This window comes from Nocardia vinacea NBRC 16497 (assembly GCF_000308835.1).
GTDB classification, from domain to species: Bacteria; Actinomycetota; Actinomycetes; order Mycobacteriales; family Mycobacteriaceae; genus Nocardia; species Nocardia vinacea.
In genome coordinates this window covers 1-25,882 of record NZ_BAGN01000223.1, presented here as the reverse complement: position 1 = coordinate 25,882, position 25,882 = coordinate 1, and the positions used below count along the sequence as shown (strand labels likewise).

General features: G+C 67.0%; 24 protein-coding genes and 1 pseudogene. 13 read left to right on the top strand and 12 right to left on the bottom strand.

Annotated elements, in window-relative coordinates:
• Nucleotides 1-21: 21 nt before the first annotated feature.
• Both ON44_RS52895 and ON44_RS50635 read right to left on the bottom strand, forming a co-directional pair.
• Nucleotides 22-1,461, bottom strand: coding sequence for an Rv0361 family membrane protein (locus ON44_RS52895; RefSeq protein ID WP_245567411.1), 1,440 nt, complete (start codon nucleotides 1,459-1,461; stop codon nucleotides 22-24).
• Nucleotides 1,458-1,832, bottom strand: a complete 375-nt coding sequence (locus ON44_RS50635) for a hypothetical protein (RefSeq protein ID WP_157187367.1) — start codon at nucleotides 1,830-1,832, stop codon at nucleotides 1,458-1,460. The genes ON44_RS52895 and ON44_RS50635 overlap by 4 nt, the downstream gene beginning before the upstream one ends.
• Before the next feature lie 455 nt (nucleotides 1,833-2,287).
• On the opposite strand from ON44_RS50635, the gene ON44_RS50630 reads away from it, so the two are divergent.
• The 3 genes and pseudogenes from ON44_RS50630 to ON44_RS31565 all read left to right on the top strand — a co-directional run bounded on the left by ON44_RS50630 (nucleotide 2,288) and on the right by ON44_RS31565 (nucleotide 4,762).
• Nucleotides 2,288-2,986, top strand: coding sequence for a hypothetical protein (locus ON44_RS50630; RefSeq protein WP_157187366.1), 699 nt, complete (start codon nucleotides 2,288-2,290; stop codon nucleotides 2,984-2,986).
• Nucleotides 2,987-3,159: 173 nt separating this feature from the next.
• Nucleotides 3,160-3,609: a DUF3151 domain-containing protein gene (locus ON44_RS31570; RefSeq protein ID WP_040696903.1), complete on the top strand. Its 450-nt coding sequence runs from the start codon at nucleotides 3,160-3,162 to the stop codon at nucleotides 3,607-3,609.
• Between the two features lie 48 nt (nucleotides 3,610-3,657).
• Nucleotides 3,658-4,762, top strand: a pseudogene (locus ON44_RS31565) (FUSC family protein).
• 294 nt (nucleotides 4,763-5,056) lie between these two features.
• Here ON44_RS31565 and ON44_RS31560 read toward each other — a convergent pair.
• A complete protein-coding gene (locus ON44_RS31560) occupies nucleotides 5,057-5,842 on the bottom strand; it encodes a site-2 protease family protein (RefSeq protein WP_040696884.1) in 786 nt (261 codons plus the stop codon).
• A 2-nt stretch (nucleotides 5,843-5,844) separates the two neighbouring features.
• Nucleotides 5,845-6,507: a hypothetical protein gene (locus ON44_RS31555; RefSeq protein ID WP_245567410.1), complete on the bottom strand. Its 663-nt coding sequence runs from the start codon at nucleotides 6,505-6,507 to the stop codon at nucleotides 5,845-5,847.
• Between the two features lie 695 nt (nucleotides 6,508-7,202).
• Here ON44_RS31555 and ON44_RS31545 point away from each other — a divergent pair.
• Both ON44_RS31545 and ON44_RS31540 read left to right on the top strand, forming a co-directional pair.
• Nucleotides 7,203-8,492: an adenylosuccinate synthase gene (locus ON44_RS31545; protein WP_040696877.1), complete on the top strand. Its 1,290-nt coding sequence runs from the start codon at nucleotides 7,203-7,205 to the stop codon at nucleotides 8,490-8,492.
• An 81-nt stretch (nucleotides 8,493-8,573) separates the two neighbouring features.
• Nucleotides 8,574-11,183 carry a helix-turn-helix transcriptional regulator gene (locus tag ON44_RS31540; RefSeq protein ID WP_040696875.1) on the top strand — a complete coding sequence of 870 codons (2,610 nt, stop codon included), beginning with the start codon at nucleotides 8,574-8,576 and terminating at the stop codon, nucleotides 11,181-11,183.
• Between the two features lie 8 nt (nucleotides 11,184-11,191).
• Here ON44_RS31540 and ON44_RS31535 read toward each other — a convergent pair whose 3' ends face one another.
• The gene (locus ON44_RS31535; RefSeq protein ID WP_040696872.1) at nucleotides 11,192-12,226 is read right to left on the bottom strand and encodes a saccharopine dehydrogenase NADP-binding domain-containing protein; all 1,035 of its coding nucleotides are present in this window, start codon (nucleotides 12,224-12,226) and stop codon (nucleotides 11,192-11,194) included.
• Between the two features lie 95 nt (nucleotides 12,227-12,321).
• Between ON44_RS31535 and ON44_RS31530 the strand changes: the two genes are divergently transcribed.
• The 3 genes from ON44_RS31530 (at nucleotide 12,322) to ON44_RS31520 (ending at nucleotide 13,987) form a co-directional block, all read left to right on the top strand.
• Nucleotides 12,322-13,242, top strand: coding sequence for an AraC family transcriptional regulator (locus ON44_RS31530; RefSeq protein ID WP_040696901.1), 921 nt, complete (start codon nucleotides 12,322-12,324; stop codon nucleotides 13,240-13,242).
• Nucleotides 13,243-13,310: 68 nt separating this feature from the next.
• On the top strand, nucleotides 13,311-13,586 hold the full coding sequence (locus ON44_RS31525) for a type II toxin-antitoxin system Phd/YefM family antitoxin (protein WP_040696899.1): 276 nt from the start codon (nucleotides 13,311-13,313) through the stop codon (nucleotides 13,584-13,586).
• Nucleotides 13,583-13,987, top strand: coding sequence for a type II toxin-antitoxin system VapC family toxin (locus ON44_RS31520; protein WP_040696869.1), 405 nt, complete (start codon nucleotides 13,583-13,585; stop codon nucleotides 13,985-13,987). The genes ON44_RS31525 and ON44_RS31520 overlap by 4 nt, the downstream gene beginning before the upstream one ends.
• Nucleotides 13,988-13,999: 12 nt before the next feature.
• Here the strand turns inward: ON44_RS31520 and ON44_RS31515 are convergent, their stop codons facing one another.
• The 7 genes from ON44_RS31515 to ON44_RS31485 all read right to left on the bottom strand — a co-directional run bounded on the left by ON44_RS31515 (nucleotide 14,000) and on the right by ON44_RS31485 (nucleotide 21,088).
• On the bottom strand, nucleotides 14,000-14,752 hold the full coding sequence (locus ON44_RS31515) for a DUF427 domain-containing protein (protein ID WP_040696867.1): 753 nt from the start codon (nucleotides 14,750-14,752) through the stop codon (nucleotides 14,000-14,002).
• A gap of 45 nt (nucleotides 14,753-14,797) precedes the next feature.
• On the bottom strand, nucleotides 14,798-15,247 hold the full coding sequence (locus ON44_RS31510; protein WP_245567409.1) for a MarR family winged helix-turn-helix transcriptional regulator: 450 nt from the start codon (nucleotides 15,245-15,247) through the stop codon (nucleotides 14,798-14,800).
• A 112-nt stretch (nucleotides 15,248-15,359) separates the two neighbouring features.
• The gene (locus ON44_RS31505) at nucleotides 15,360-16,412 is read right to left on the bottom strand and encodes an acyl-CoA dehydrogenase family protein (protein WP_040696860.1); all 1,053 of its coding nucleotides are present in this window, start codon (nucleotides 16,410-16,412) and stop codon (nucleotides 15,360-15,362) included.
• Nucleotides 16,409-17,440: an acyl-CoA dehydrogenase family protein gene (locus ON44_RS31500; RefSeq protein WP_040696857.1), complete on the bottom strand. Its 1,032-nt coding sequence runs from the start codon at nucleotides 17,438-17,440 to the stop codon at nucleotides 16,409-16,411. Before ON44_RS31500 ends, ON44_RS31505 begins: the two co-directional genes overlap by 4 nt.
• The gene (locus ON44_RS31495; RefSeq protein WP_040696853.1) at nucleotides 17,437-18,654 is read right to left on the bottom strand and encodes an acyl-CoA dehydrogenase family protein; all 1,218 of its coding nucleotides are present in this window, start codon (nucleotides 18,652-18,654) and stop codon (nucleotides 17,437-17,439) included. Before ON44_RS31495 ends, ON44_RS31500 begins: the two co-directional genes overlap by 4 nt.
• The gene (locus ON44_RS31490; RefSeq protein WP_040696851.1) at nucleotides 18,654-19,541 is read right to left on the bottom strand and encodes an enoyl-CoA hydratase; all 888 of its coding nucleotides are present in this window, start codon (nucleotides 19,539-19,541) and stop codon (nucleotides 18,654-18,656) included. Before ON44_RS31490 ends, ON44_RS31495 begins: the two co-directional genes overlap by 1 nt.
• The gene (locus ON44_RS31485; RefSeq protein WP_040696849.1) at nucleotides 19,541-21,088 is read right to left on the bottom strand and encodes a FadD3 family acyl-CoA ligase; all 1,548 of its coding nucleotides are present in this window, start codon (nucleotides 21,086-21,088) and stop codon (nucleotides 19,541-19,543) included. The genes ON44_RS31490 and ON44_RS31485 overlap by 1 nt, the downstream gene beginning before the upstream one ends.
• Before the next feature lie 145 nt (nucleotides 21,089-21,233).
• On the opposite strand from ON44_RS31485, the gene ON44_RS31480 reads away from it, so the two are divergent.
• From ON44_RS31480 to ON44_RS31455, 5 genes are all read left to right on the top strand, one after another.
• Complete coding sequence (locus tag ON44_RS31480; protein WP_083898242.1) at nucleotides 21,234-22,454, top strand: acyl-CoA dehydrogenase family protein; 1,221 nt, start codon at nucleotides 21,234-21,236, stop codon at nucleotides 22,452-22,454.
• Complete coding sequence (locus tag ON44_RS31475) at nucleotides 22,451-23,248, top strand: SDR family oxidoreductase (protein ID WP_040696844.1); 798 nt, start codon at nucleotides 22,451-22,453, stop codon at nucleotides 23,246-23,248. The genes ON44_RS31480 and ON44_RS31475 overlap by 4 nt, the downstream gene beginning before the upstream one ends.
• Nucleotides 23,249-23,756: 508 nt before the next feature.
• Nucleotides 23,757-24,485, top strand: coding sequence for a hypothetical protein (locus ON44_RS31465; RefSeq protein WP_040696839.1), 729 nt, complete (start codon nucleotides 23,757-23,759; stop codon nucleotides 24,483-24,485).
• A gap of 45 nt (nucleotides 24,486-24,530) precedes the next feature.
• A complete protein-coding gene (locus ON44_RS31460) occupies nucleotides 24,531-25,136 on the top strand; it encodes a TetR/AcrR family transcriptional regulator (protein ID WP_040696837.1) in 606 nt (201 codons plus the stop codon).
• A 94-nt stretch (nucleotides 25,137-25,230) separates the two neighbouring features.
• Nucleotides 25,231-25,882, top strand: a 652-nt coding sequence (locus tag ON44_RS31455) for a thiolase family protein (protein ID WP_373283229.1), incomplete at its 3' end; no start/stop codon positions are given.

Sequence of the window (25,882 nt, the reverse complement as noted above, 5' to 3'; positions counted from 1 at the left end):
GGACTCGGCGTCACCCTTCGGCTAGGGCGTCCCGGCGCTCGGCGGGTCGCAGACCTTCCAGCCGTCGGCGGTCTGCTCCAGATCGAACGTCCGCGCCGAGCGCTTCGTCGGATCCGCGTCGGTGTACACGTTGGCCTGAGCGATCGCCGTCTTGTCTGTGATCTTGATCGCATCGACGCTCGCCACCACGGGAATGTTCTTGTGATCCATCGACAGCTGGTGCACGCCCGCGAACTGGTCCGCCGCAATGCCCTGATAGAAGTCGTGCAACTGTCCGCAGGTGGTATTGCGCAGCGCCGCGAGATCGCCGGATTTCAGCGCCTGGGTGTAGTCGGTGATGGTGGCGCGCACCTTGGCCTCCGGGGAGTTGTCGCTCCGGCCCCCGATAAGCGCGACCGCGAGCCCGATCACCGCGATGAGCGCCACCGCGGCCGCACCGATGAACAACCAGCGCTTCGAGCGCTCGACCGGTGCGTCGGCGGCCACCGGTTGCTGACCGGGCGTGATCCGCTGCGGCTGGGCCATCGGCCGTGATCCGGTGACCGGCTGCGCGGGTCGAGTCTGCTGGGTGTCCGCGGGTGACGGGGCCGACGCGACCTGGCGCGGCCGCCCTGGCCCCCGCGGTGCCGAGGGTGCGGTCTCCTCCACCCCCGGCCCACTCTGCGAAGGCCCTTGCGCCCCAGCCTGTTTCGGACCTGCTGCCGGACGTGGTGTGCTCGGCGGCTTGGTGATCGGACCGGGCCGCGCCGCGGGCGGAACGACTCGGTCGGTACCGGGCTTGGTCCCGGCATCGGTCCGCATTCGCTCCGTGGCGTCCTTGTCGACCGGCTTCTGAATCGGCAGTGCGACGGTTTTCTCGGCATCCAGCTTCGAAACCACCGGCATGGCGACGGTCTTGTCGTCCGCGCCCGCCAAATCCGGCTCATCCCGCGTCGGAGCGGCAGTCGCTCCCTTGCTTGTCGACTCACCCCTTGGATCGACCCGTCGCATCACCATGGTCGCCGCATCCGCACCCGCGGCATCGTCGACCTTGTCGGCTGCCGCCGCGGACTTGGCCGCGGCCGAATCCCGCTGAATTACAGCGGTTTCCGCAGCGGAACCGGTCGCCGATACGGGGACGTCACCTGGTGATGGGGTTTCAGACGGTTGCTCAGTTCCAGTCGATTCGGCGGCACTTGATGCGGTCACCCCTGTGGTGGGTGCCGTGGACTCTTCGGCCGGGGCAGCGTCGGATCCCGCGGCGGCCGCAGCAGCAGTGGACTTCGCCGTACCGGCAGCCGACTGGGCAGCGGGACCGCCCCGTTTGATCACGACGGTCGGTGCATTCGGCCCGGAGCCGGTATCGGCTGCGCCGCCGGAGCCGGCAACGGACGTCGCCTGACCCGGAGCCGCCGCGTCCGGCGCCTTCGTGGAAGCCGACTTGCCCTCGACGCCACCACGCGAGATCTCCGTGGTCTTCACCTCGGAATTCGCCGCGTCACCCCCGGACCGTGTGGAATCGGCAGCTGCACCCGGTTTCGCGGAACCGGGCGCAGACGGGGCCGCACCGCCATCGCGCTGGCCCGCGCCACCCGGCTTGGTTCCGCCGCCGGGAGCAGGCGAGGCTGCGCCGCTGTCTCGTTGGCCCACGCTGCCCAGCTTTGCGGCGCCGCTGTCTCGCTGGCCTGCACCGCTTGGCCCGGTTGCGCCGCCGCCGGGCGCGGGAGCAGATGAAGCTGCGCCGCCATCGCGCTGGCCCGCGCCGCCCGGCTTTGCTGCGCCGCTGTCTCGTTGGCCCGCGCCGCCGGAGTTGGCTGTGCCGCCCGGCGCGGGAACGGATGGGGCGCCGCCATCTTGTTGTCCTGCGCCGCCCGGCCTGGTTGCGTTGCCTGGCCTGGTTGCGTTACCCGGTGTGGGGGTAGATGGGCTGCCGCCACCTCGCTGGGCCGTGCTGCCCGGGTTGGCTGCGCCGCCCGGCGCGGGAGTAGACGAGGCTGCGCCGCTATCTCGCTGGCTTGCGCCGCCCGGCGTTTGAACGGATGGTGCTGCACCGCCACCCTGCTGGCCGCCGCCGCGCGGCTTGGCGGTGTTGCCCGGCGCAGGAGCAGGCGAGGCGCTGCCGCTATCTCGTTGGCCCGCGCCGCCTGCCGCGGCTGCGGTGCCCGGCCCGGCGGTGTTGCCCGGCGCGGAAGGCGAGGTTGCGCCGGTATCTCGCCGGCTCGCATTGCCCGGCCTTGTTACGCCGCTCGGCGTCTGAGCGGATGGGTTTGCGCCGCCAGCCCATTTACCTGGGCCATTGGGCTTGGGGGTGCCGCCAGGGGCGGATGTCGATGACGGCGCATCGGCTGCTCCGCTCGGGCTGGGTGCTGCGGGCTTCCCGAGCGCGGCGATATCCCCGGTCGCCGCACCCGACCCGCCCGACTGCCCGGCACCGGGCGACGGCTGCTTCGGCGACGATGCTGCAGGAACCGGCCGCGTCGGTGCGCTCGCCGCCCCTTCTTTCGCAGCCGAACCACTTCCCGATGGTGCGCCGGATCCCAGGGATTCGCTCGGCCCCGACGAGGCGGGGACCGGTCTAGTTGGAGCAGTGGCCGAGCCGGCGCTGCCTCCCGAAGCACCAGGCCCCGAGGAGGTGGCTGGCTCGGAGGGTGTGCCGGGTCGCGAGGGGGTGCTGGCTGGACCAGGGCGGGTCGGGGCGTTGGATCCCGACGAGCTGGGCCCTGACGATGAGGGGAACGGACGGGTCGCGTCAGCCGCGCCTTCCTTCGCGCCCGCCCCGGCTCCCGAGGAGCTGCCCGGTCCCGACCGGGTGCCGGAGCTGGTGGCCGGACCGGGGCGCGAGGGCGCACCCCGTTCGGAGGGGTTGGGCGAGGTGGGTGTCCGGTCTGCGGGCGCCGCTGGGCGCGGGTCGGCTGCCGCTTCGGCGGGGCGGCCGGGATTTTGTGCCGGGCTCTTCTCGTCGTTCGGGTCGGACACCTATAACCCCTCGGTCGGGCGGAACAGTTGAACTCGACGGCCAGCCTAGCCAGCAATTCGGTCGACTGTGACGATTCCCCTGCGCCGTACTCCGCCTCGTCCGGCTCGACAGCGGTGGGTGGGCGGGCGAGGTGGGCTGGGCACTGCTCAGCCAGGGGAACGCCGTGTCGGCGCCGCACGCGCGCGCAGTGCACAATGAACCGCATGACCTCGTTCGGTGACTTGCTCGGACCGCAACCGGTACTCCTGCCCGAAGACTCCGATGCGGAGGAGGCGCTGCTGAACAATGCCGATCCGGTGCAGGTCGCGGCCGCGCATCCGTCGGCTTCGATCGCCTGGGCTCATCTCGCGGAGGCCGCGTTGGAGCGCGGCGGGGCCGAGGGCGATACGCAGGTGGTCAATCACGACATCGTCGCCGCGTACGCGTTCGCTCGCACCGGCTACCACCGCGGCCTGGACTTACTGCGGCGCAATGGCTGGAAGGGTTTCGGGCCGGTGCCGTGGAGCCACGAACCCAATCGCGGTTTCCTACGCAGTGTCGCCGCGCTGGCCAGGGCTGCCAGGGCGGTCGGCGAGACCGAAGAGTACGCACGCTGCCTCGACCTGCTGGAAGACTGCGACCCGCGCGCCGCGGGTGAGCTGGGCCTCGACTAAGAGTTGATCGATCCGAATTCCCCGGTAGGCGTCGCCCGCGCCAGCAGCATGGAGAAGCTGCGCAGTTCGTGGGCGCGGTTGCGACTGTCCGCGCTGCCGATTCTGCAGTGCGCGGTCGGTGCGGCGCTGGCCTGGTTTATCGCGCACAACATTGTCGGGCACACCCAGCCCTTTTTTCGCACCGACCGCGGCCGTGGTCTCGATCGGCATTTCGTTCGGCGCCCGGCTGCGCAGGTCGGTGGAGTTGGTGGTCGGCGTCGCGGTCGGCATCGGTATCGGCGACCTGTTCATCACCCGCGCGGGGACCGGCGTCTGGCAGATCGCCCTCGTCGTCGCGGTGGCCATGGCGCTGGCGGTATTCCTGGACGGCGGTTCGATCATCACCATGCAGGCCGCCGGTTCGGCGGTGCTGGTCGCGACTCTGCTGCCGCCGTCAGCGGGCGGCGGCTTCTCGCGCATGATCGACGCGCTCGTCGGTGGGTTGGTCGGTGTGGTCGTGGTCGCATCGATACCACTGCATCCGGTGCGTCGGGCCCGCGAGCAAGCCGCGGAAGTCCTTGCGGTACTGGCGAAGTCGCTGCACGCCTGCGCCGACGGTCTGCTCGAACAGGATCCGGAGAAGATCCGCACGTCCCTGACCGCCGCCCGCGCGACCCAGCCCCAGATCGATGGACTGCGCTCCACCCTGGAGGGCGGCCGCGAGATCAGCCGGATCTCTCCGCTCTATTGGAATTCCCGCCAGCGCCTCGACCGCATCCGCGCCACCGCCGACCCGCTCGACAATGCCGTCCGCAATACGAGGGTGCTGCTGCGCCGCTCCCTCACCTTGGTCCAAGACGACGAAATCCTCGACCCGCGACTGATCGAGGAACTGGAGCGCCTGGCCCAAGCCGTCGAGGTGGTGCGCCGGATGATGCTCGCCGATCCCGGCCAGCAGCCGGATCAGGCCGAGGCCGCCCGGGTGCTGCGCGGCATTGCGAAGGCCGCGCGACCGGAACTCGTTGAGGGCGCAGGACTTTCGGCCCATGTGGTCTTCGCGCAGATGCGCTCCATGCTGGTCGATCTCATGCAGGTCTGCGGGATGCAGCGCATCTCGGCCATGGCGCTGCTGCCCCCGACGGTCCCGAATCCACACGTGCCGCCGGAGAAATGAGCAGACTACTCAGCGGATTTCGGACATATTCCGCCGCTGCGGGGACAGCATGCTCGGCCCCCGGCACCCGAACCACGATCTTCACGTAGTCCGCTACTCGTGTTCGCAGCCGCCTGCGGTCATAGCCTCGAGAGGCAACCGCGGTTACGAGGGGTAGCGCGGTTGGGACGCTTCGCCCGACGGCGAACCGCCCTACCGGCCATAGGTGTGGTGGCCGGGCGGGTAAGGGCGCGCAGCGGTCGTGCGGAGAGGTCGCCCGGTCCAGGAGGTCGGACCGGGCGACCGGTATATCGGCTAGGTCCAGAATCGCGTCAGCCAGCTGCCGAACCGCGACCAGTCCGCATCGACCCCGGACAACTCGTACAGCGAGTACACCGCATCGAAGAAAACCTTGTTGATCGACGGCGTGAACAGCAGCGCGAACAGGATCAGCATCCCGAACGGCTTGAACTGATCGAGCGCCCGCCGCGTCTGATAACTCAGCGACGGCTCGACCACGCCATATCCGTCCAACCCGGGCACCGGCAGAATGTTCAAAAGCGTTGCGGTGATCTGCAGAAACGCCAGAAAGCTCAGGCCATACCAGAACGCGCGATGCGAAGTGTCACTGCCGAAAAACCGCACGACCACCAGCAGCAGCACCGCGCACACCGCATTCACCGCAGGCCCGGCACCGCTGATGATCCGCTGCATGCGCGCGCTCACGTTATGCGGGTGCACATACACCGCACCGCCGGGCAAGCCGATACCGCCGAGCGCGATGAACACCATCGGCAATACGATCGATAGCAGCGGATGGCTGTATTTCAGGGGATTCAGCGTGAGATAGCCCCGCAACTCCACCTCGCGATCGCCCGCCCGCCACGCCGTGTACGCATGCGCGAATTCGTGCAGACAAAGCGTGACGATCCAGCCGAATACGACGAGCAGAAATACCCCGAACTTCGCCCGCGTCGACTGCACATCGGCGTCCCATGCGAGCACGCCACCCGCCACCGCGATCGCGATCACCAGCAGGAATATCGGGCTCGGCCGCCGCGAAACACCCGATGCGGGGCGGCGGTCTCTCGGAAAACGCATCGTCAACGCACCAGCAGCCAGTTTTCGTGATGCCGATAGAACGATGACCGCGGCAGCACCCGATCGTTGGCGATGCCGTCCCTGGTCACCACGGCCCCCGGCGTACCGAGCTGCGCGGCCCGCCCTTCCAGCCAGCGGCGCCTGCGGATGATGTTCTTCTGCACGCTGGCCCGCACCCCCGGCATATCCAGCATGGGGGAGACGACCATCGCGTTGACCTTGCCGGAGAACAACTGAACGTCGTCTACATAGGCTTCGCCCTCGAGCTTCTCGCCACCGGGCCCGGTGATCTCGGCCCGTCCGACCAGCACGGTCCCGGTGTCGTCGCGAATCAGCGGGGTTTCGACCGGCCGACCCTTCACCGCCCGCTTGGCGGCGGCATTGCCGGTGCCGGTCTGGTAGGCGCGCGAGCCGTAGGTCTTGTCGACGGGCACGTACCCGATCTCCACATGCAGCCGCTCGGTCCGCATCAGATGGGTCAGCACGGAGGCCAGGGCGGCGTCGTCGCCGAGCACGATCAGCCGCGGCAGGCTGTCGGCGGCGAGGACGGGCAATAGCTCATCGATGACGCTGTTTTCCGGGATGGCGGTCGTCTGCGAGAGCGGCAGCGACGCGAGGGCGATGGGTACCGGTGCGCCGTTGCAACGGAGAACATGGGTACTCAAACTGCCGTACACCCTCCTCGGTTCGGCCGACAACCCGTCGGTCACCCTCGCCACCTGTCGGCGGACCACTGGTCCGCCAGTGCCTCGCAACCATAGCTGTGTTTTTGGCGGCGCGGGCGCCGCGTGTTCGCGGCCCCCTGTGTCTCGCGTCCGAGCCGTCGAGACTCGCGACTGCGTCGCATGCGCTTCGACGACTCGGACGCGAGACGGGCCGCGAACGGGTCGCTCGTAAGACTCGCTCCGTGGTGGTCACCGATGGCGGATCGTTCGGCCACCGATGCACGCGCGCTGAATGGTCGAGCCCTACGCGTGTGGTGCATGCGCTTCGACGGCTCGGCTGTGTTCGATGGCCGCGCCTTCGGCGCGAACGCGCGACGGGCCGCGAACGGTCGCTCGTAAGACTCGCTCCGTTGGGGTCACTGATAGCGGATCGTTTGGCCACCGATGCACGCGGGCTGGATGGTCGAGTCCTACGCGTGCGGCGCATTCGCTTCGGCCACTCGGCGGCGAGATGGCACGGGTCGCTCGGAAGACAGGTCCGTTGTGGGTGCGTAGAGATCGACCGTCGCCTGCGAACCGGACGGTGGCTGGGACGCAACTGGGCGTTGGGTAGACTGTGCTTCCGGCCACCGCCTCGATACGGCAGGTAGCTGCAACAGATGGCTGTTGCGCGTCGAACCGTAGGAGACACGACCATGCCGGCAATCGTCCTGATCGGCGCCCAGTGGGGCGACGAGGGTAAGGGCAAAGCAACCGATCTGCTCGGTGGCAGGTTGCAGTGGGTGGTCCGGTACCAAGGCGGTAATAACGCCGGTCACACGGTCGTTCTGCCCAATGGCGACAAGTTCGCACTGCATCTGATCCCGTCCGGCATTCTCACGCCGGGCGTGACGAACGTCATCGGCAATGGTGTCGTCGTCGATCCCGGTGTCCTGCTCGCCGAGCTGGCCGGACTGGAGGAGCGCGGCGTCGATACCTCCGGCCTGCTGCTCTCGGCCGACGCGCATCTGATCATGCCGTACCACGTGGCCATCGATAAGGTCACCGAACGCTTCCTCGGCAATAAGAAGATCGGCACCACCGGTCGCGGCATCGGTCCGTGCTATCAGGACAAGGTCGCCCGGGTCGGCGTGCGCGTCGCAGATGTGCTCGACGAGAAGATCCTGACCCAGAAGGTCGAGGCGGCCCTGGAATTCAAGAACCAGGTCCTGGTGAAGATCTACAACCGTCGCGCATTGGATCCGCAGCAGGTGGTGGACGAGGTACTCGGACAGGCGGAGAGCTTCAAGCACCGCATCGCCGACACCCGCCTGGAACTGAATCTGGCGCTCGAGCGCGGCGAAACCGTACTGCTGGAGGGTTCGCAGGGCACCCTGCTCGATGTGGACCACGGCACCTACCCGTATGTGACCTCGTCCAACCCGACCTCGGGTGGTGCGGCGGTCGGCGCGGGCGTCGGACCCAACAAGATCACGACTGTGCTCGGCATCCTGAAGTGCTACACCACCCGCGTCGGCTCGGGTCCGTTCCCGACCGAATTATTCGACAATTTCGGTGAATTCCTGGCCAAGCAGGGCGGCGAGGTCGGCGTGACCACCGGCCGGGCCCGCCGCTGCGGCTGGTTCGACGCGGTCATCGCGCGCTATGCGACCCGGGTCAACGGCGTCACCGACTTCTTCCTCACCAAGCTGGACGTCCTGTCGAGCCTGGAGCGGGTGCCGATCTGCGTCGCCTACGAAATCGATGGCAAGCGGGTCGAGCAGATGCCGACCACACAGACCGAATTCCACCACGCCAAGCCGATTTACGAAGAGATGCCCGGTTGGTGGGAAGACATTTCACATGTCGAGACCTTCGAGGAATTGCCCGCCAACGCCCAGGCCTATGTCTTGCGTCTGGAGGAACTGTCCGGCGCCCGCATCTCCTGTATCGGCGTCGGACCGGGTCGTGACCAGACCATTGTCCGTCACGACGTGCTCGGTTAGGAGCCGAAACAGCGGAGCCGGTGCGCCCGTTCATGGTTCGTTGTCGTCGATCATGATCCGTGACGAACTACAGTAAGAGCTATGGCTCGGAACTGGCCGATGATCGAGCGCGAGACCGAGTTCGAGGCGATCCGCGCGGCACTCACCGGAACTGAATACGTCGGTGCGGTATTGACGGGCGACGCCGGAGTCGGGAAGACGACGCTGGCGAGACAGGCGACGGCTGCGGTAGGCGGCAACGTCCGGTGGGTGGCGGGTACAGAATCGGCCCGCAGCATTCCACTGGGCGTATTCGCCCATATGGTCGGCGTTTACACGGCGCACGATCCGGTGACATTCATGTCCGCCGCGCGCGAGGCACTGCTCGCCGACGGGCACGCGATCATCGGTGTCGACGACGCGCACCTGCTCGATCAGCTTTCGGCCACACTGCTGTTGCAGCTGGCCATCGATAAGGCCGCGCATATTGTCGCGACCGTGCGCAGCGGGGTGCAGGTGCCCGATGCGGTGACCTCGTTATGGAAAGACGGCCATCTGCTGCGCATCGACCTCACTCCGTTCACGCAGCGGCAGAGCGTCGATCTGGTGGAGTCGATGCTCGGCGGGCAGTTGGAAGGCTTCACCGCCAATCTGATGTGGGAGTCCTCCGGCGGAAACGCCCTGTTCCTGCGGCATTTGGTGGAGGGCGCGCTGGAGGCGGGCGCGCTGCGGCAGGTGAACGGCGTCTGGCAGTTGCGCGGCCGGGCCGCGGTGACCTCGGAATTGGCTGCGCTACTGGAGGATCGGGTCGAGCAACTGCCCGAACCGGTGCTGCGGGTGCTCGAACTGCTCACCTTCTGCGAGCCCATCGATCTCGACGTGCTCTCCGAACTGGCCGGCGAGGAAGCCGTGGAGGCCGCCGAAACCCGCGGTCTCATCAGGGTTGTCGAGAACAGCCACCAGTTGATCGTGCGCTACAACCATCCGCTGTTCGGTGAGGTCATCCGGCGCAGGCTGGGCATCGCCTCGGCCCGGCGGCTGCGCGGTCGGCTGTACTCCTCGCTCAAGGAACGCGCGATCAATTCCGCGCCGGACCGCATCCGGCTGGCTGAATTGGCCTTGGACAGCGATAAATCCGCCGATCTCGAACTCTTCGAGGCGGCCGCCGCCGATGCGATCGGGCTGGCCAATTTGCCGCTCGGTGAGCGTTTCGCCAGGGCCGCGGTGGAACGTCGCGGCGGGGTGGAGGCCGCGGATCTGCTGGCTCGGGCGCTGCTGTGGCAGGGGCATCGCATCGAGGCCGAACGCACCCTCGCCAGCTTCGATCCGGATCAGATGAACGAGGTGCAGCTGGGCCGCTGGGGCAGCACCCGGGTCTCGAATCTGTTCTGGGCCATGGGCGATGCCGAGCGTGCCGACGAGGTGCTCGCGATGCTGCGCGGCAAAGTGCAGCATCCGAAGATCATGGCCACCTTCGACGGCCTGGCCGCGGCGTGCGCGGTTCACGAAAATCTGCTCGAGGACGCGTTTTCCGGGGCCGAGTCGGTGATGGAGACCGAAGGCGCACCGCCGTGGGCGGTTTGGTGGGCCGCCTTCGGCGGCGGCCTGGCGCTGGCGCTGATGGGGAGGGGCGAGGCGGCCCGGCAGTACGCGGCCCGCGGGCACCAGGTGGAGTCGCATATCGACGGACTCAACCGGTTCATCTCGACCCATGCCGAGGTGCTCGCGCTGATCTGCATCGGTGATCTCGAGGCCGCCCGCCGGCGCGCCTCGGGGTATTTCGGCTACTCGGCACCGGGCCAGTACCTGGCGTGGGGCATGTCGAAGATCTTGCAGGGCACCGTCGACGTGGCGCAGGGCCGCTTCCTGGACGGGATCGAACATCTCGAACAGGCGCTGGCCGCGCTCACCGCCGAGGGTGCCGCGGCTTGGCACATTCCGGCGAGAATCCGTCTGGCCGAGGCATATTCGGCACTCGGGCGGGCCTCGGAGGCGGCCGAATCCATTGCCGAGGCGGCCGCTCGCGGCGGCAGGCACAGCGCGGTCTACGACCCGCAATTGGAGATCGCGCGCGCCTGCGCGGCCGCCGCGGAAGGCACCGTCACCCCCGCCATCCGACTGGCCATGGGCGCCGCCGATTCGGCGGCGCGCGCACATCAGCACGCCATCGAGGCCATGGCACTGCATACGGCCGCCCGCTTCAGCGACCATTCCGTGGCAGGCCGACTCGCCGACCTGGCCGCACGGGTCGACGGCGAACTGGTGCAGGTCCAGGCCCGCCATGCGGTGGCACTCGCGGCTCACGACGGACCAGGACTCGACGCGGCCGCAGCCGAATTCGAGCGTATCGGCGCCATGCTCTCCGCCGCCGATGCCGCCGCCCAAGCCGCATCCGCCCATGAACGCGCCGGTGACCGCCGCCGCCTCCTCGAATCCGCGGCCACCGCGAACCGTCTCGCCGCGGCCTGCGGTGGTGCCAGCACGCCCGCTTTGCGCCAGGCAGCCCAGCCTTTGCCACTGACCTCCCGCGAACGTGAAATCGCGAATCTCGTTGCGGCAGGCCTGTCCAACCGTCAGATCGCCGATCGCCTCACGGTTTCCGTGCGCACGGTCGAGGGCCACCTCTACCGAGCCTGCATCAAGATGGATGTGACCGACCGCGAGTCGCTCGGGGCGCTGATGCGCGGTGAGTCCTCCGGTGGGGCCAGCTGAGCGCGGCGTTATTCGGTGATGCGCCAGGTGATGTCGAAGCGAGCGAGGGCATCGAGGAGTTCTTCGGCGTCGAAGGCTTCGGCTACGGACAATGTGCCGGGCTTGGTTGTTCCTTTCGCCAGGCGGACTGCGATTTCTACTGCTTCCATAGCTGAATCACGGTAGGAGTCGCCGCCGCTCACCACGCCGCGGGCCGAATGTCCGCTGGTGTCATAGGCGTCCACGACCACGTCGTAGCGGAGGTCGGAGCTCGGCTCGTCGGGGAGTGAGTCGATGATCTCCTCGGTGAAGGAACCGAGTAGGTCGAGGATGGCGGTGTCCAGGACCCCTTCCACATACGACACATCGGTGTGCCTGGGGATCGTGATCACCGGTGGCTGTGGGAATTTCGCAACCGAGGTGGTCGCGGTGTGGCCCGGAAATGTCATCTCGGCGTGACGGGCGGTGGCGCCGGTGCACAGTTCGCCGTCCTGGAAGTGCCAGCCGCCGCTGCGGAACCAGTCGAGGCTGGCGAAGACCGTTTTCGCGCTACCTTTGGAACCGTTGCCACCGCCCTTGCTCAGATGGCTGAGCACGATCTCGACCGGTCCGGTCAGTCGGCGCGCGGTCAGGTGGGCGAGTAGATCGCCCGCCACATTGTTGTCGGTGACGCCGGGGATCACTGTCACGCCCGCGGCCTCGGCTTTCGCGCCGTACTCGTCGAAAACCCGCTTCAGGAAAAGCTGTTCGCCGGACAGATCCGTGTAGTGCGCCTCGGCCGCGATGGCCGCCGCCAGCACCGGCTCGCCGTTGTGTACATAAGCGGACAGGCTGCTGATGACGACGTCCGCGTCGGTGAAGGCAGCGACCAGTGCGTCGTGATCGGTGAGTGCCGCGACCCGGATCTCGGCATCCGGCACCCCGGCTGCCACTGCTGCCGCGTGCATCCGAGATGCACTGCGGCCCACCAGGATCGGGGTAATTCCGCGTCGATGTAATTCGGTGAGCAGGTAGCCGCCGGTGTGGCCGGTGGCGCCGTAGACGGCAATCTTCGTCGTTGTCATGAGTGAGACGCTATCGACAGCTTATGAGTATATGAATGGCTAATATGCGCAGTCTGATGTCTGAAACGCTCATTGGTTGGAGGTATGGTGAACAGGTGGACATTCTCAGCGAAACCATCGCCGCCATCCGCACCGGTAACCCGACCTCCGGCCTGTTCATCCGGCACGCACCGTGGGGCCGTGCCTATCCGGTCGTCCCCGGCGCGGGTTTCCATGTGGTGCTGCAGGGTTCGTGCTGGGCGGTGCCGACCGGCGGCGAACCGGTAGCTCTCGGTGTCGGCGACGTCCTGTTCATGCCGCGCGGCGCCGACCACGATCTGCTCGACCGCCTCGACAGCCCGGTCACCGAGAAGGCGCAGCCGGGGGAGCCGCGCGAGATCACCGGACCGGGTGCGCGCACCGCCCTGCTGTGCGGCGCATACGAACTCGGCAGGCAGCGTAGCCATCCGCTGCTCGACGAACTCCCCGAATTCATCCATCTCCCAGCACGTCCCGGCCGTCACCCGTCCCTGCGCGCCGCCGTCGACCTGCTCGCCGCCGAGGTCGCCGAACCGAAACAAGGCAGCGATGCCGCCGTTCCCGCCATCCTGGAAACCCTGCTCCTGTTCATGCTGCGCGCCTGGTTCGACGAACAGGCCGTCGACGAACCCGCCACCGGTTGGGCGGGAGCCTTCGCCGATCCGGCGGTCGCCGCCGCACTGCGCGCCGTACACGAAGCACCCGCCCGCACCTGGACGGTCCCCGACCTCAGCGATATCGCGGGCGTCTCCCGAGCGACCCTGGCCCGCCGCTTCACCGCTACCGTCGGTGAACCACCCCTGGCCTACGTCACCCGCTGGCGCATGCTCACCGCCGCCCGCCTGCTCCGCGACACCGACAGCCCCCTCGGCGCCATCGCCCGAAAGGTCGGCTACACCTCCGAATTCGCCTTCGCCAAGGCCTTCAAACGCGAATACGGCGAGGCCCCAGGCCAATACCGCCGCGCCGACGACCAGCCACCCCTGATCGCGGTCTGAAGTTCAGTGGAGTCGGATGATGATCGCTGTTTGTAGCCTCAGGCGCTACGGTGGGCTGCGCTGAGGTCATGAAGGTGATTACGCAGCGGGAGTTCCGCAATAACTCCGCGGCGGTTATGGACGCCGTCGAGGCCGGTGAAGTGTTTCGGGTCACCCGCAATGGTGTGGAGGTCGCCGAACTGCGGCCCGTCGGTCGCCGCCGCCGATTGACCGCTGCGGAACTCGTAGAGCGGCATCGCAAACTGCCGCGCGTAGACCATGCCCGCATGAGGCGGGAGGCCGAGGAGTTCTTCGGTACCGAGGACCGTATCGGCGACGATGACGCATGGGAATCCCGTCGATGACGAACCGGCACGCTTCCGGTGTCCTCGATACCTGCACGTATCTCGATCTGGATGTGCTGGATCCGGATGCCCTGCCCAAGCTCCCCGAAATCACCGCGATCACCCTGGCGGAGCTGAACCAGGGCGTTGCGATGGCCAAGGATGCCGTGACCCGTTCCGCGCGTTCCGAGCAGCTGGGCGCTGCAATTGTGGACTTCGATCCGCTGCCGTTCGACGAGGACGCCGCGACGCGGTACGGCACGTTGGTGGCACTGACTATGGCGGCGAAACGCGATTCCGAACCCCGCAGGATGGACCTGCTGATCGCGGCGATAGCTTCGGCCCGCGGGCTGCCGCTCTACACGCGCAACGGCAAGGATTTCCGTGGGCTCGAGAGCATGCTCGAGGTCGTTGCGATCTGACGCGGCAATCGGTCAGCTGAATGGTGTCTTCGGGCGGTCCTGGAGTTCGCCGTCGAGGTAGATATCGACCTTCTCGTTGTAGAAGCAGGCCAAGCCCGCGATCTTCTGGCTTTCCGGGAGTGGAGTGCGGTAGCCCCAGACGATGTCCGGGTATTCCTTGCCGTCGATGTGGACGGTCCAGTAGTCGGCGGTGCCCTTGTAGGGGCAGCTGGTGTGGGTCGCCGAGGGCTTCAGCAGATCCTGGCGGACATCGGTCAGGGGGAGGTAATACCTTGCGGGGAGGCCGGTTTCGAAGAGAATGCGGGGGGAGTGCGAGTCGGCGACGGTGGTGCCGTCGATTTCGACGCGGATATGCCGGGAGCTGGCGAGGATATCGACGCGGGTGTACGGATCGCGCGGGTGGACGTAGACCGGCTCGTCCTCTTCGAACCATTCGTCCATGGCGTTCCAGTCCAGGCGCACCAGCTCGTTCAGTTCGGTGAACGGGGAGTCGTGATAGCGCACCGCGGCTCCGGACGCGGTGGTGCCGTCGACGACCACGTCGTATCCGGTCGCGGTGCCGCGGCTCGGGGATTTCGCGCTGGTGCCGTTCGGCTCGAGTTTCGCATGCAGATCCGCGACGGGCAGATAGTAGGTCGGGTAGTGCGGACTCTCCCAGACCAGGACCGGTCGGGAGGTATCGGCGACCAACTGGCCGCCGAGGTAGACCCGGACTCGCTTCTGGCTGGTCGCTACCTTGACTCGGCCACGCTTCTCATCGGTCATACTCTCCGACCGTACTCCGGCGGGCGATCCCACCGCTCGAATCGGCTATCGCGACCTGGACAGATGCTGCGGCATCGACTGCTTCAGTGCGTCGAGCAGTTCCTTCATGTCACTTTCCATGCGGGCCAAACGTTCGATATCGAAACCGGTGAGCCCCGCCGCCATCGCCTCGCCGAAGGCGCCGCGGGCACGCGTCAGGCGAGTGCGGCCGGCCGGGGTGAGTTCGACGACGACGGCCCGGGAATCGTCCGGATCCTTGCGTCGGGAGGCGTATCCGTCCGCGACGAGCTTGCCGATCAGCGCCGTTGCCGCCGGCTGTGAACATCGATCGATACGAGCGAATTCGCTGACGCGCACCGCGCCGTGTTCGTCGAGCACCGCTAGTGCGCGCATCACTGCTCGCGGTAGATCGTCGCCGCTGATCACCCCGGCCAGCCGGGTCAGCCGGCCCGCGGTGACGAGGAGGTTGACCACGATGTCATCTGCTGTTGCCACCTGAGCCTGCTGCATAGAATATTATTACATACGCTAACTATGTATGGCGAGAGCGTGTACCGGACCTGTCCAAACGATAGCGCCCCGGGGACTCCACCGGGGCGCGTGACCGTCAGGCGGTTTGTGTGAGTGGCCTGCGTGGCTGCCCGAACAACTCCGCATCACCATGTGCGCGCTTGAAGAACAAATGCGCGTCATGTTCCCAGGTAATGGCGATGCCGCCGTGCAACTGCACCATCTCGGCCACGATGGTCGTGAACGTCTCCGAACAGTGCGTCCGCGCCACCCAGACATCCTCCGCAGCGGACGGGCTCTGCTCCGCCACCGCGACCGTCGCCGCATAGGACGCGGATTTGGCCGACTCCACCAGCACATACATATCCGCCATGCGGTGCTTGAGCGCCTGGAAGCTGCCGATCGCCCGCCCGAATTGCACGCGGGACTTGGCGTATTCGACCGTCATCTCCAGGCACCGCTCCGCGGCACCGATCTGCTCGGCAGCCACTGCGGCCCAGGCGATTTCGTGCAGCCGGGCGGTGAGCGCCGGATCCGCCGAAGCGAGCCGTCGCGTCGGCACTGCCGCAAACGTGATTTCGGCAAGCCTGCGCGTCGGATCCATGGTCGCGACAGCGCGCCGGGTGACGCCCGCGGCACCCGACTCGACCTCGAACAGTCCGTCGGAAGTCACAACCACAAGCGTGTCGGCAGGCAACCCATCGAGCACGTAATGCGCTGTGCCGGACAGTGTTCCGTCTTCGGAATGCACACCCGGCTCATCCCAGCCGCCGGTGCCCGCCCAGCACACCGCGATCGTGCGGGCGCCTTCGGCAACCTCGGGCAGCAGCCGCTCACACGCCTCGTTGTCACCGGACAACAGCACCGCCTGCGCACCGAGCACGGCCGAACCCAGCATCGGCACCCCAGCGAGCGTGCGCCCCAATTCGGTTACCACCAAAAGGGATTCGACCAAGCTGGCGCCGAACCCGCCGTATTCCTCCGGAATCGCCAGCGCCGCAACACCGACCTGCTCGCACAGCAGCCGCCACAGCGTCTCGTCGTAGCCGAGTTCGGTATCCATTGCCGCCCGCACGGCGGCGGATCCGGCGTGCTTGGTGAGCAGCGCCCGGACCGAGGCGATGAATTCCTGATGTTCGGTGCTCGTCATCCGATACCTCGCAAGGCCCGGTCCCGAACAGCCTCGTCGCGCAGTGCGCGGGAAATCCGGGAACGATGCAGATCAGGTGTACCCCAGGCCGACCGCAACGCAGTCACCCTGGTCAACCATAGCGACAGGTCGTACTCGGCGGTGTAGCCGATCGCGCCGTGCACCTGCAGCGCCGCCCGCGCCGCCCGATAGGCCGCATCACCGCAGGCGATCACCGCAGCCGAAACGTCGCGCCCGCGCGTGGTTTCCCCCATCGTCAATGCTGCCCGATAGAGCAGCGGCTCGGCCAGGTCCAGCCCGATCAGCACATCGGCCAACTTCTGTTTAACGGCCTGGAATTCGCCGATCGGCTTACCGAACTGCTTGCGCTGCTTGGCATATTCGGTGGCCGCGGCCAGCAGTGCCCGTCCCGCACCGAGCAATTGCGCGGCATTGGCCAGCGCACCGGAATCGAAGGCGGCCCCAACCGCCTCGAGCACCTGCTCACCTTCGGCGACAACGGCATCGGATTCGACGATGAACAGTCGCCGCGCCGGATCGACCGATCGCACCAGACCCGCGCGATGTCCGGTGCGGAGCTGATTACCGTCGGCGATAAGCACCACGTCGGCGGTGTCGGCATCCAACGCGACCGTGCCGTGCTCGGCCGAGGTGAATGCCAGCGTGCCGAGCGCCGCACCCTCCGCGAACTCGGGCAGCCAGCGGGCGGCCAATGCGGTATCCGGAAGGGCTTGCAGCAGTGCGGGTATCGCGGCCGCCGTCTCGACCAGCGGTCCGGGCACGGCAGCCCGGCCCATCTCCTGGAATGCGACGACCAGATCGATCGGCTCCGCGCCGACACCGCCGTGCTGCTCTTCGACGGCAAGACCGAGCGCACCCGCACCGGCCAGTTGTCGAATGAGCCCGCGTCCGGGCCGGGGATCGCCCGCGGCCCAGTTGCGCACCGCGGCCGGTGTCCGTCCGGCGTCGAGCAGCTTGCGCAGGCTGGCGCCGAAGTCGAGTTGTTCCGGGCTGAGCGCGAATCTCATCGGCTGCTCCCTCTCGGTAGTCCGAGCAGCCGCTCGGCGATGATATTGCGCTGAATCTCATTGGTACCGGCGTATATCGGGCCGGACAGCGAGAACAGGTAGCCGTCGGTCCACGGCCCGGACCGCTCGGCCGCACCGCCGAGTACCTCCAGCGCGGTCTCGTGCATGGCGATATCCAATTCGGACCAGAACACCTTGGTTATCGAGGATTCCGCACCCAGCTTGCCGCCCTCGTGCAACCGGGTGACCGTGCCGAAGGTGTGCAGCCGATAGGCCTCGCTGCCGATCCAGGCGTCCACCACCGCATCGCGCTGCGCGGTATTGGTGCGGTCACCGGTGTCGAGCCAGAGATCGATGAGCCGCTGCGCGGTGGCGCTGAAGCGGCCGGGGGACCGCAGCGACAGTCCGCGCTCATTGCTCGATGTGCTCATCGCGACCCGCCAGCCGTCGCCGGGCTCGCCGATCACATCGCGATCCGGCACAAAGACATCGTCGAGGAAGATCTCCGCGAATCCGGGTTCCCCGTCCAACTGCGGAATCGGCCGCACCGAAACACCATCCGCGGACAGCGGGAACATCACATAGGTGAGTCCGCGGTGGCGCCCCTGGCGGCTGCGGTCAGGCCCGGAGGCGGCAGCCTGCGTAACCACGGAGGGCCCCGCATCCGCCGCATCGGGCACAGCCTGGGGATCGCTGCGGAACAGCCCGAATGCCCAGTCCGCGAACGTTGCTCGCGAACTCCAGGTTTTCTGGCCGCTCAACAGCCAGCCGCCGGTGGTGCGTCGTGCGGTCGAGCGGATACCGGCCAGATCGCTGCCCGCCTCCGGCTCGGACCAGGCCTGCGCCCAGATATCGTCACCGCGTGCCATCCGCGGCATGATCCGTTCCAGCTGCTCTGGCGTGCCGTGCTCGAAAAGTGTTGGCGCCAGCAGGAATATGCCGTTCTGGCTGACCCGTCCCGGCGCACCCGCGGCGTAGTACTCCTGCTCGAACAGCACCCATTCCAGCAGCGAGGCATCGCGCCCGCCGTACTCCTGCGGCCAGGCGACGACCGACAGCCGCGCCTCGGCGAGCGTGCGCTCCCATTCGCGATGTGCTTCGAACCCGGCCTTCGTATCCATCGAAGGCAGCCGTTTCGCGGGTTTGTTGGCGGCGAGGAATTCGCGGACGTCCTGCTGGAATTCCTGCGTCGCCTGATCGAGATCCAGATCCACTACGTTGTCCCGTTCTGCTCGGACGTCGAGGCCGTCGTCGCGTTGGCCTTCATCGACTTGGCGTTCATACCGCCGAGCGAATCCGCGCCGACCTCGGCATTGTGCGCATGCGCGAAGTGATGCAGGCCGAATACCGAATCCATGCCCGCCCGCATGCCCATGAGATCCTCGGCCTGGTTGACCGCCTTCTTGGTCAGCGCGAGCCCGAATTGCGGCATGGTGGCGATCTTTTCGGCCAGTTCGAGGGTTTCGGTTTCGAGCTGGTCGCGCGGCACGACCCGATTGACCATGCCCCATTCCTTCGCCTGCGCCGCATCGAAGCGGTCACCGGTGAACAGGAACTCCTTGGCCGCGCGCGGACCCATCACCCATGGATGCGCGAAATATTCCACACCCGGAATGCCCATGCGCACAACGGGATCGGAGAAGAAGGCGTCATCGGAAGCGATGATCAGATCGCAGACCCAGGCAAGCATGAGCCCGCCCGCGATGCAGGCGCCCTGCACCATGGCAATGGTCGGCTTCGGAATTTCCCGCCAGCGCCGGCACATACCGAGGTACACCTCGAGTTCGCGCGCGAAACGCTGGTCACCGCCGACCTTGTCGACGTGATCCCACCAGAGCGCGGCCTTGTTCTGGTAGCGCACATGGTGATCACGGCCTGGAGTGCCGATATCGTGCCCGGCGCTGAAGTGTTTTCCATTGCCCGCCAGGACGATTACGCCGACCTCCGGATCCTCGACCGCGCGCTCGAAGGCGGCGTCGATGGCGTAGGTCATCACCGAATTCTGCGCATTGCGGTAGTCGGGCCGGTTGAGCGTCACGATGGCGACCCGCCCGCGCCGTTCATACGTGACGACGTCCGGCTCATACGGGATCTCGGACATTACGACTTCTCCTCACGTAGTTCACGTTTCAGCACTTTCCCGGCCGCGCTATAGGGCAATTGGTCCCGGAATTCGATGAACCGCGGCACCTTGAAATTCGCCAGCACCGTGCTCGCGTGTGCGCGCACCTGCTCCTCGGTCAGCCCCGCGCCGGGTTTGCGCACCACAAATGCCTTGCCCACCTCGCCCATTCGGGTATCGGGCACCCCGATGACCGCGGATTCGGCCACCCCGTCGAGCCGGGCCAGCGCCTGTTCCACCTCCGCCGGATAGACATTGAATCCGCCGGAGATGTACATGTCCTTGAGTCGATCGGTGATCTTCAGATAGCCGCGCTCGTCGATCGTGCCGATATCGCCGGTGTGCAGCCAGCCCTCGGTATCGATGGTTTCGGCGGTGCTCTCCGGATCGTTGAGGTAGCCGAGCATGACGTTCGGGCCGCGCAGCAGCACCTCGTCCTGCGGACTCAGCCGCAGTTCGAAATCGGCGATCGGCCCGCCGCAGGTGCCCGCGATGGTCGCGGCATCGTCGTCCGCGCGGCACATGGTGCCGAATCCCGCGGCCTCGGAAAGCCCGTAGCCGGTGATGACGACATCGAAGTCGAGTTCCGAACGCATGCGCTCGACCAGCACCACCGGTACGGTCGCGGCGCCGGTGACGGCGACCCGCAGGGTGCTCAGGTCGAAGTTGTCCCGGTCCGGGAAGTCCAGGATCGTCTGGTAGATGGTCGGCGGTCCGGGCAAAACCGTGACCTTCTCTTCGCCGACCAATCGCATGGTCACCGGCACATCGAAGGTCGCCTGCGGAATGATCGTCGCACCGGTCACCAGGCACGCGAGAATGCCTGCCTTGTAACCGAAGTTGTGGAAGAACGGGCTGACCACCAGATAGCGATCGGAGCTGTCGAGGGTGGTGCATTCGGCCCAGGCCCGCACCACCGACAGCGCCTGCCGATGCGCGACCAACGTGCCCTTGCTGCGTCCGGTGGTGCCGGAGGTGAACAGGATGTCGGAAATATCCTCGGGGTCGACATGTTCGGCGCGTTCGACGGCATCGGCCAATGGGACGGATTCGGCTATTTCGGCCAGCTGCGACCAGTTCAGCGCGGTGGGATCGTCGGTATCCGACTCGACCGGAATGACCACCACCGTATCGATATGCAATTCCGGTGCTGCGGAACGCAATTCGGCCAACCGATCCCGGCCGAGGAAGGTTCCGGCAATGAACAGCGCCTTGGCCTCGACTCGCTCCAACACATCGGCGGCCTCGTCCGCGACGTAGCGGGTATTCAACGGCACCAAGGCCGCGCCCGCGTAGTGCGCGGCCAGGGCGGCGATCACCCAGTGGTAGGTATTCGGCGCCCACATGGCGACCCGATCGCCCGGCTGCACGCCACGGGCGATGAGCGCCCGCGCCACCTCCTGCACCGCCGATAGCAACTGCGCCCAGTCCAGCCGCACCTCGCCGTCGCCGAGGGCGGGCGCGGTGCCGAAGGTGCGCGCGGCATCGTGCAGTGCCACGGGTGTCGTTTGTGCAGGGGTTGTCACGGGTGTCCTCACCGTCGGCGGGGTCTTTTGCTGCCTTTGCTCGATAAAAGCGGTCCGGCTCTAACAAAGCAAGTGCTTGGTAGGTTATCCTACCGACGTGGTTGCGATCCAGGCATCAGATTCCGACAAGGGGGGCGGGCCAACGGTGGGTGGGCCCGAAGGGCAGGGGGGCGGGAAAGGCGCAGGACAGGGGGGTGGGGACAATACTGCCGCACAGGACGCGCGGTTTTCCGCAGAAGTGCGCGAGTGGTTGGCCGAGAACCTCGATGGCGAGTTCCGCGAGTTGCGTGGACTCGGCGGGCCCGGCCGTGAACACGAGGCCTTCGAGGAGCGCCTCGCCTGGGACCGGCATCTGGCCGCCGCCGGATGGACCTGCCTGGGTTGGCCGAAGGAGTGGGGCGGGCGCGAGGCCTCGGTGCGCCAGCAGGTGATCTTCCATGAGGAATACGCCAAAGCTAATGCGCCTGCGCGGGTTTCCCACGTCGGTGAGGAACTGCTCGGTCCGACGGTATTGGCCTTCGGCACCCAGGCGCAGAAGGAGCGGTTCCTGCCGGGCGTCCGGAATGTGACCGAGCTGTGGTGCCAGGGCTACTCCGAACCCGGCGCGGGCTCGGATTTGGCGGCCATCACCACCAGCGCCCAGCTCGACGGCGACGAGTGGTCGATCAACGGCCAGAAGATCTGGACTTCGCTGGCCCATGTAGCCGATTGGTGCTTCGTCGTCGCGCGCACCGAAAAGGGTTCGACCCGGCACAAGGGCCTTTCCTACCTGCTGGTTCCGATGCATCAGCCCGGTATCGAGGTCCGCCCGATCATCCAGCTGACCGGCACCTCGGAATTCAACGAGGTCTTCTTCGACGATGCCCGCACCGCCGCGGATCTGGTCGTCGGCGAACCCGGTGACGGTTGGCACATCGCCATGGGCACGCTCACCTTCGAGCGCGGCATCTCCACCCTCGGCCAGCAGATCCGCTTCGCCCGCGAACTGGCCGATATCGAGGCATTGGCCCACCGCACCGGCGCGGCCGACGACCCGTTGATCGCCGACCGCATCGGTCGGGCATGGGTCGGCCTGCGCGTGCTGCGCGCCCACGCGCTGCGCACCATGCAGGACAGCACCGCGGACGAGGGCGGCCAGGCCTCGGTTTCGAAGCTGCTGTGGGCCAACTGGCATCGCGGCCTCGGCGAATTGGCCATGGCCGTGCTCGGCCCCGCCGGTCTGGTGGCCGATGAGCACGATCTCAACGAATGGCAGCGGCTGTATCTGTTCACCCGCGCCGACACGATCTACGGAGGTTCGAACGAAGTGCAGCGCAATATCATCTCCGAGCGCGTGCTCGGCCTGCCGCGGGAGGCTCGCTCATGAGTGGACCGCTTTCTATTGCGCCGCAGCCCATTCCGGGGCACGGCCTGCTGACCGGACGCAATGCCGTCGTCACCGCCGCGGCGGGCACCGGCATCGGCTCCGCCACCGCGCGCAGGCTGCTTGCCGAGGGGGCCGATGTAGTCGTATCCGACTGGCACGAGCGACGTCTCGCTGAAACCGAGGTCGAGCTGAAGGCCGAATTCCCGGAGCGCCGGGTCGCCTCGATCGTGTGCGATGTGCAGAGCACCGAACAGGTCAACGAGTTGATCCGCGGCGCCGCAACCGCATTGGGTCGTATCGACATCATGGTCAACAATGCCGGACTCGGCGGCGAGACCCCGGTCGTCGATATGACCGACGAGCAGTGGGACCGAGTCCTGGACATCACCCTCAACGGCACCTTCCGCTGCACCCGCGCCGCCCTCGGCTACTTCCGCGATGCGGGCCACGGCGGCGTCATCGTCAATAACGCCAGCGTGCTCGGCTGGCGCGCGCAATACGGCCAGGCCCACTACGCCGCCGCCAAGGCCGGCGTCATGGCCCTGACCCGCTGCAGTGCCGTCGAAGCCGCCGAACTCGGTGTCCGCATCAATGCCGTCGCCCCGAGCATCGCCAGGCACGCCTTTTTGGACAAGGTCAGCTCGACCGAACTGCTCGACCGCCTCTCCGAGCGCGAAGCCTTCGGCCGCGCCGCCGAGCCATGGGAAGTCGCCGCCACGATCGCCATGCTGGCCAGTGACTACACCACCTACCTCACCGGCGAAGTCGTATCGATCAGCAGTCAGCGCGCCTGACCGACGCAACAACGTTGGCGGCCGGTCTCGCGTCCGAGTCGTCGAAGCGCATGTGCAGCAGGCGCGGGACTTGACCGTCCGTTGCGTGTGCATTGGTGGCCGAGCGATCTGCTGTCGGTGCCCCCTGCGGAGTGAGTCTTACGAGCGACTCGTTCGCGGCCGGTCTCGCGTCCGAGTCGTCGAAGCGCATGCGCCGCACGCATAGAACTTGACCGTCCGTTGCGTGTGCATTGGTGGCCGAGCGATCCGCTGTCAGTGACCCGAACGGAGCGAGTCTTACGAGCGACCCGTTCGCGGCCCGTCTCGCGTCCGAGTCGTCGAAGCGCATGCGACGCAGTCGCGAGTCTCGACGGCTCGGACGCGAGACACAGGGGGCCGCGAACACGCCGCGCCGAAGGCGCTGCCATCAGACACTGCCTGATCAGGTAAAAAAGGCCGGGACGCAGGGTGTCCACGTGTGCAATGCTGGGAGTGGTCGAATCCCGCACTCCCCTAAGGGGCGATGGCTATGGGGCAGGATCGCCCACCGGCCCGCGAACAACTGGAACTCGAATTGGTGCGCGAAGTCGTGCTGGCCAGGCGACGGCTGGACAGCATGGTGCTCGCGGCACTCACCCTCGGTGCCGAACTGATGGACCACACGTCCGAACGCGCGACCGCGACCCGGGCTGCCCAAATTCTCGAGGAGTATGCGATCGACGAGTCCGAGGTCGCCCGCGATCCGCGCGGTGCGCTGCGCGCTGATATGGCACGCGATTACGAACGTGCCTGCCGCATCGGGCTCAGTGCCGTATCGCTCGGATCCAAACAGGACCGTAGACGGCGGCGGCAAACGGCACTGTTGTGTGAGGTGCGAGCGGATCTGCTCGGCGTTATTCGCAAATGCCGCAAATTCCGCTTCGATCGCGTGGCATTCGCCGATGAGATCGCCCAAGGCCTGTGCGCCGCCACGGACAAGCTGGTGGTCGGCGCGGATATGGATACCTATCGAGCCTGGCAGCGCGGCATGATCCTCAAACTCATCGAGGAGCCGGTCCCATTCGGCCCACCGCGCGTCATGGCAACCGTGGACGCGGGCCCGGATCGTAGCCCGCTGACCGTCGAATGGGACAGCTGTGAGCGCAGACTCGCGCTGGTCGCCCGGATGGCGCGCGCAGGCGTCTCACCGGTCGTGATCTGCGACCGACTCCTTGCCGACCTGTCGGTGTCGTCGCCGCTGCGCTATTCGATGCGCTGACCGAACGAGGTACGCCGCTGGCCCAAGCAAATGCTTGGTTGTATTATGAGCCGTGTGACCGCACCAGACGCCTCGAAATCAGCTCGGCGCAATGAATTGCTCGCACTCGCGGCCCAACTGTTCGCCGAGCGCGGACTGCGTGCGACCACCGTGCGGGATATCGCCGATGCGGCCGGGATTCTATCGGGGAGCCTCTATCACCACTTCGATTCCAAGGAGTCGATGGTCGACGAGATTCTGCGCGGCTTTCTCGACGACCTGTTCGGCCGGTATCGGGAGATCGTGGCCTCCGGGCTCAGTTCGCGAGATACCTTGGAAGCCTTGGTGATCGCGTCCTACGAATCCTTCGACCGCTCACACGCCGCGGTGGCGATCTACCAGGCCGAGGCCAAGCGCCTGCGCGATTCGGAGCGGTTCACCTATATCGCGGACTACAACCGCGAATTCCGCGAGCTGTGGCACCGGGTGTTGATCAATGGCGTCGAGGACGGCAGCTTCCGGCCGGAACTCGACGTCGAATTGGCCTACCGGTTCCTCCGGGACACGGTTTGGGTTGCGGTGCGGTGGTACGAGCCCGGCGGCTCGATCACCGTCGAGAACCTCGCCAAGCAGTACCTGACCATCGTGCTCGACGGCCTCACCGTGCCGTAGTTGATCTTGGCGGTCGCGGGGCCCTCCATGGTTACGCAAGCTACCGCCTCCGGGCCCGTCGCTCCCGCCGGGCAACACCAAGTAGGAGTTCCAGATGTCAGCACCATCCGCTCGCCGCCCCTATGCCCCGCTGCGGGATGCTTATGTGATCGACGCGGTGCGCACCCCGGTCGGCAAGCGCAATGGCGCGCTGGCCGCGGTGCATCCGGCCGATCTCGGCGCGGCCGCACTGCGCGGGCTGCTGGACCGCAACCCGATCGATCCGGCAGTGGTCGACGACGTGATCGTCGGCTGTGTCGACAATATCGGCCCGCAGGCGGGCAATATCGGCCGCACCATGTGGCTGGCCGCCGGTTATCCGGAGGAAGTTCCCGGGGTCACCGTCGACCGGCAATGCGGATCTTCCCAGCAGGCCATCAATTTCGGCGCGCAGGCCATCATGAGCGGCACCGCCGAGGTGATCGTCGCGGGCGGCGTGCAGAACATGAGCGCGATCCCGATCTCGGCGGCCATGTTGGCGGGCAAGGAATATGGTTTCGACGCTCCGTTCGTCGGTGCGCAGGGCTGGGACCATCGCTATGGCACCGCCGAGGTTTCGCAGTTCAACGGTGCACAGTTGATCGCCGACAAGTGGAATATCAGCCGAGAAGAGATGGAGCGCTGGGCATTGCGCAGCCATGAGCGCGCCCGCGATGCCATCAAGAACGGCCGCTTCGACGGTGAGATCGTGCCCGTCGGTGATTTCT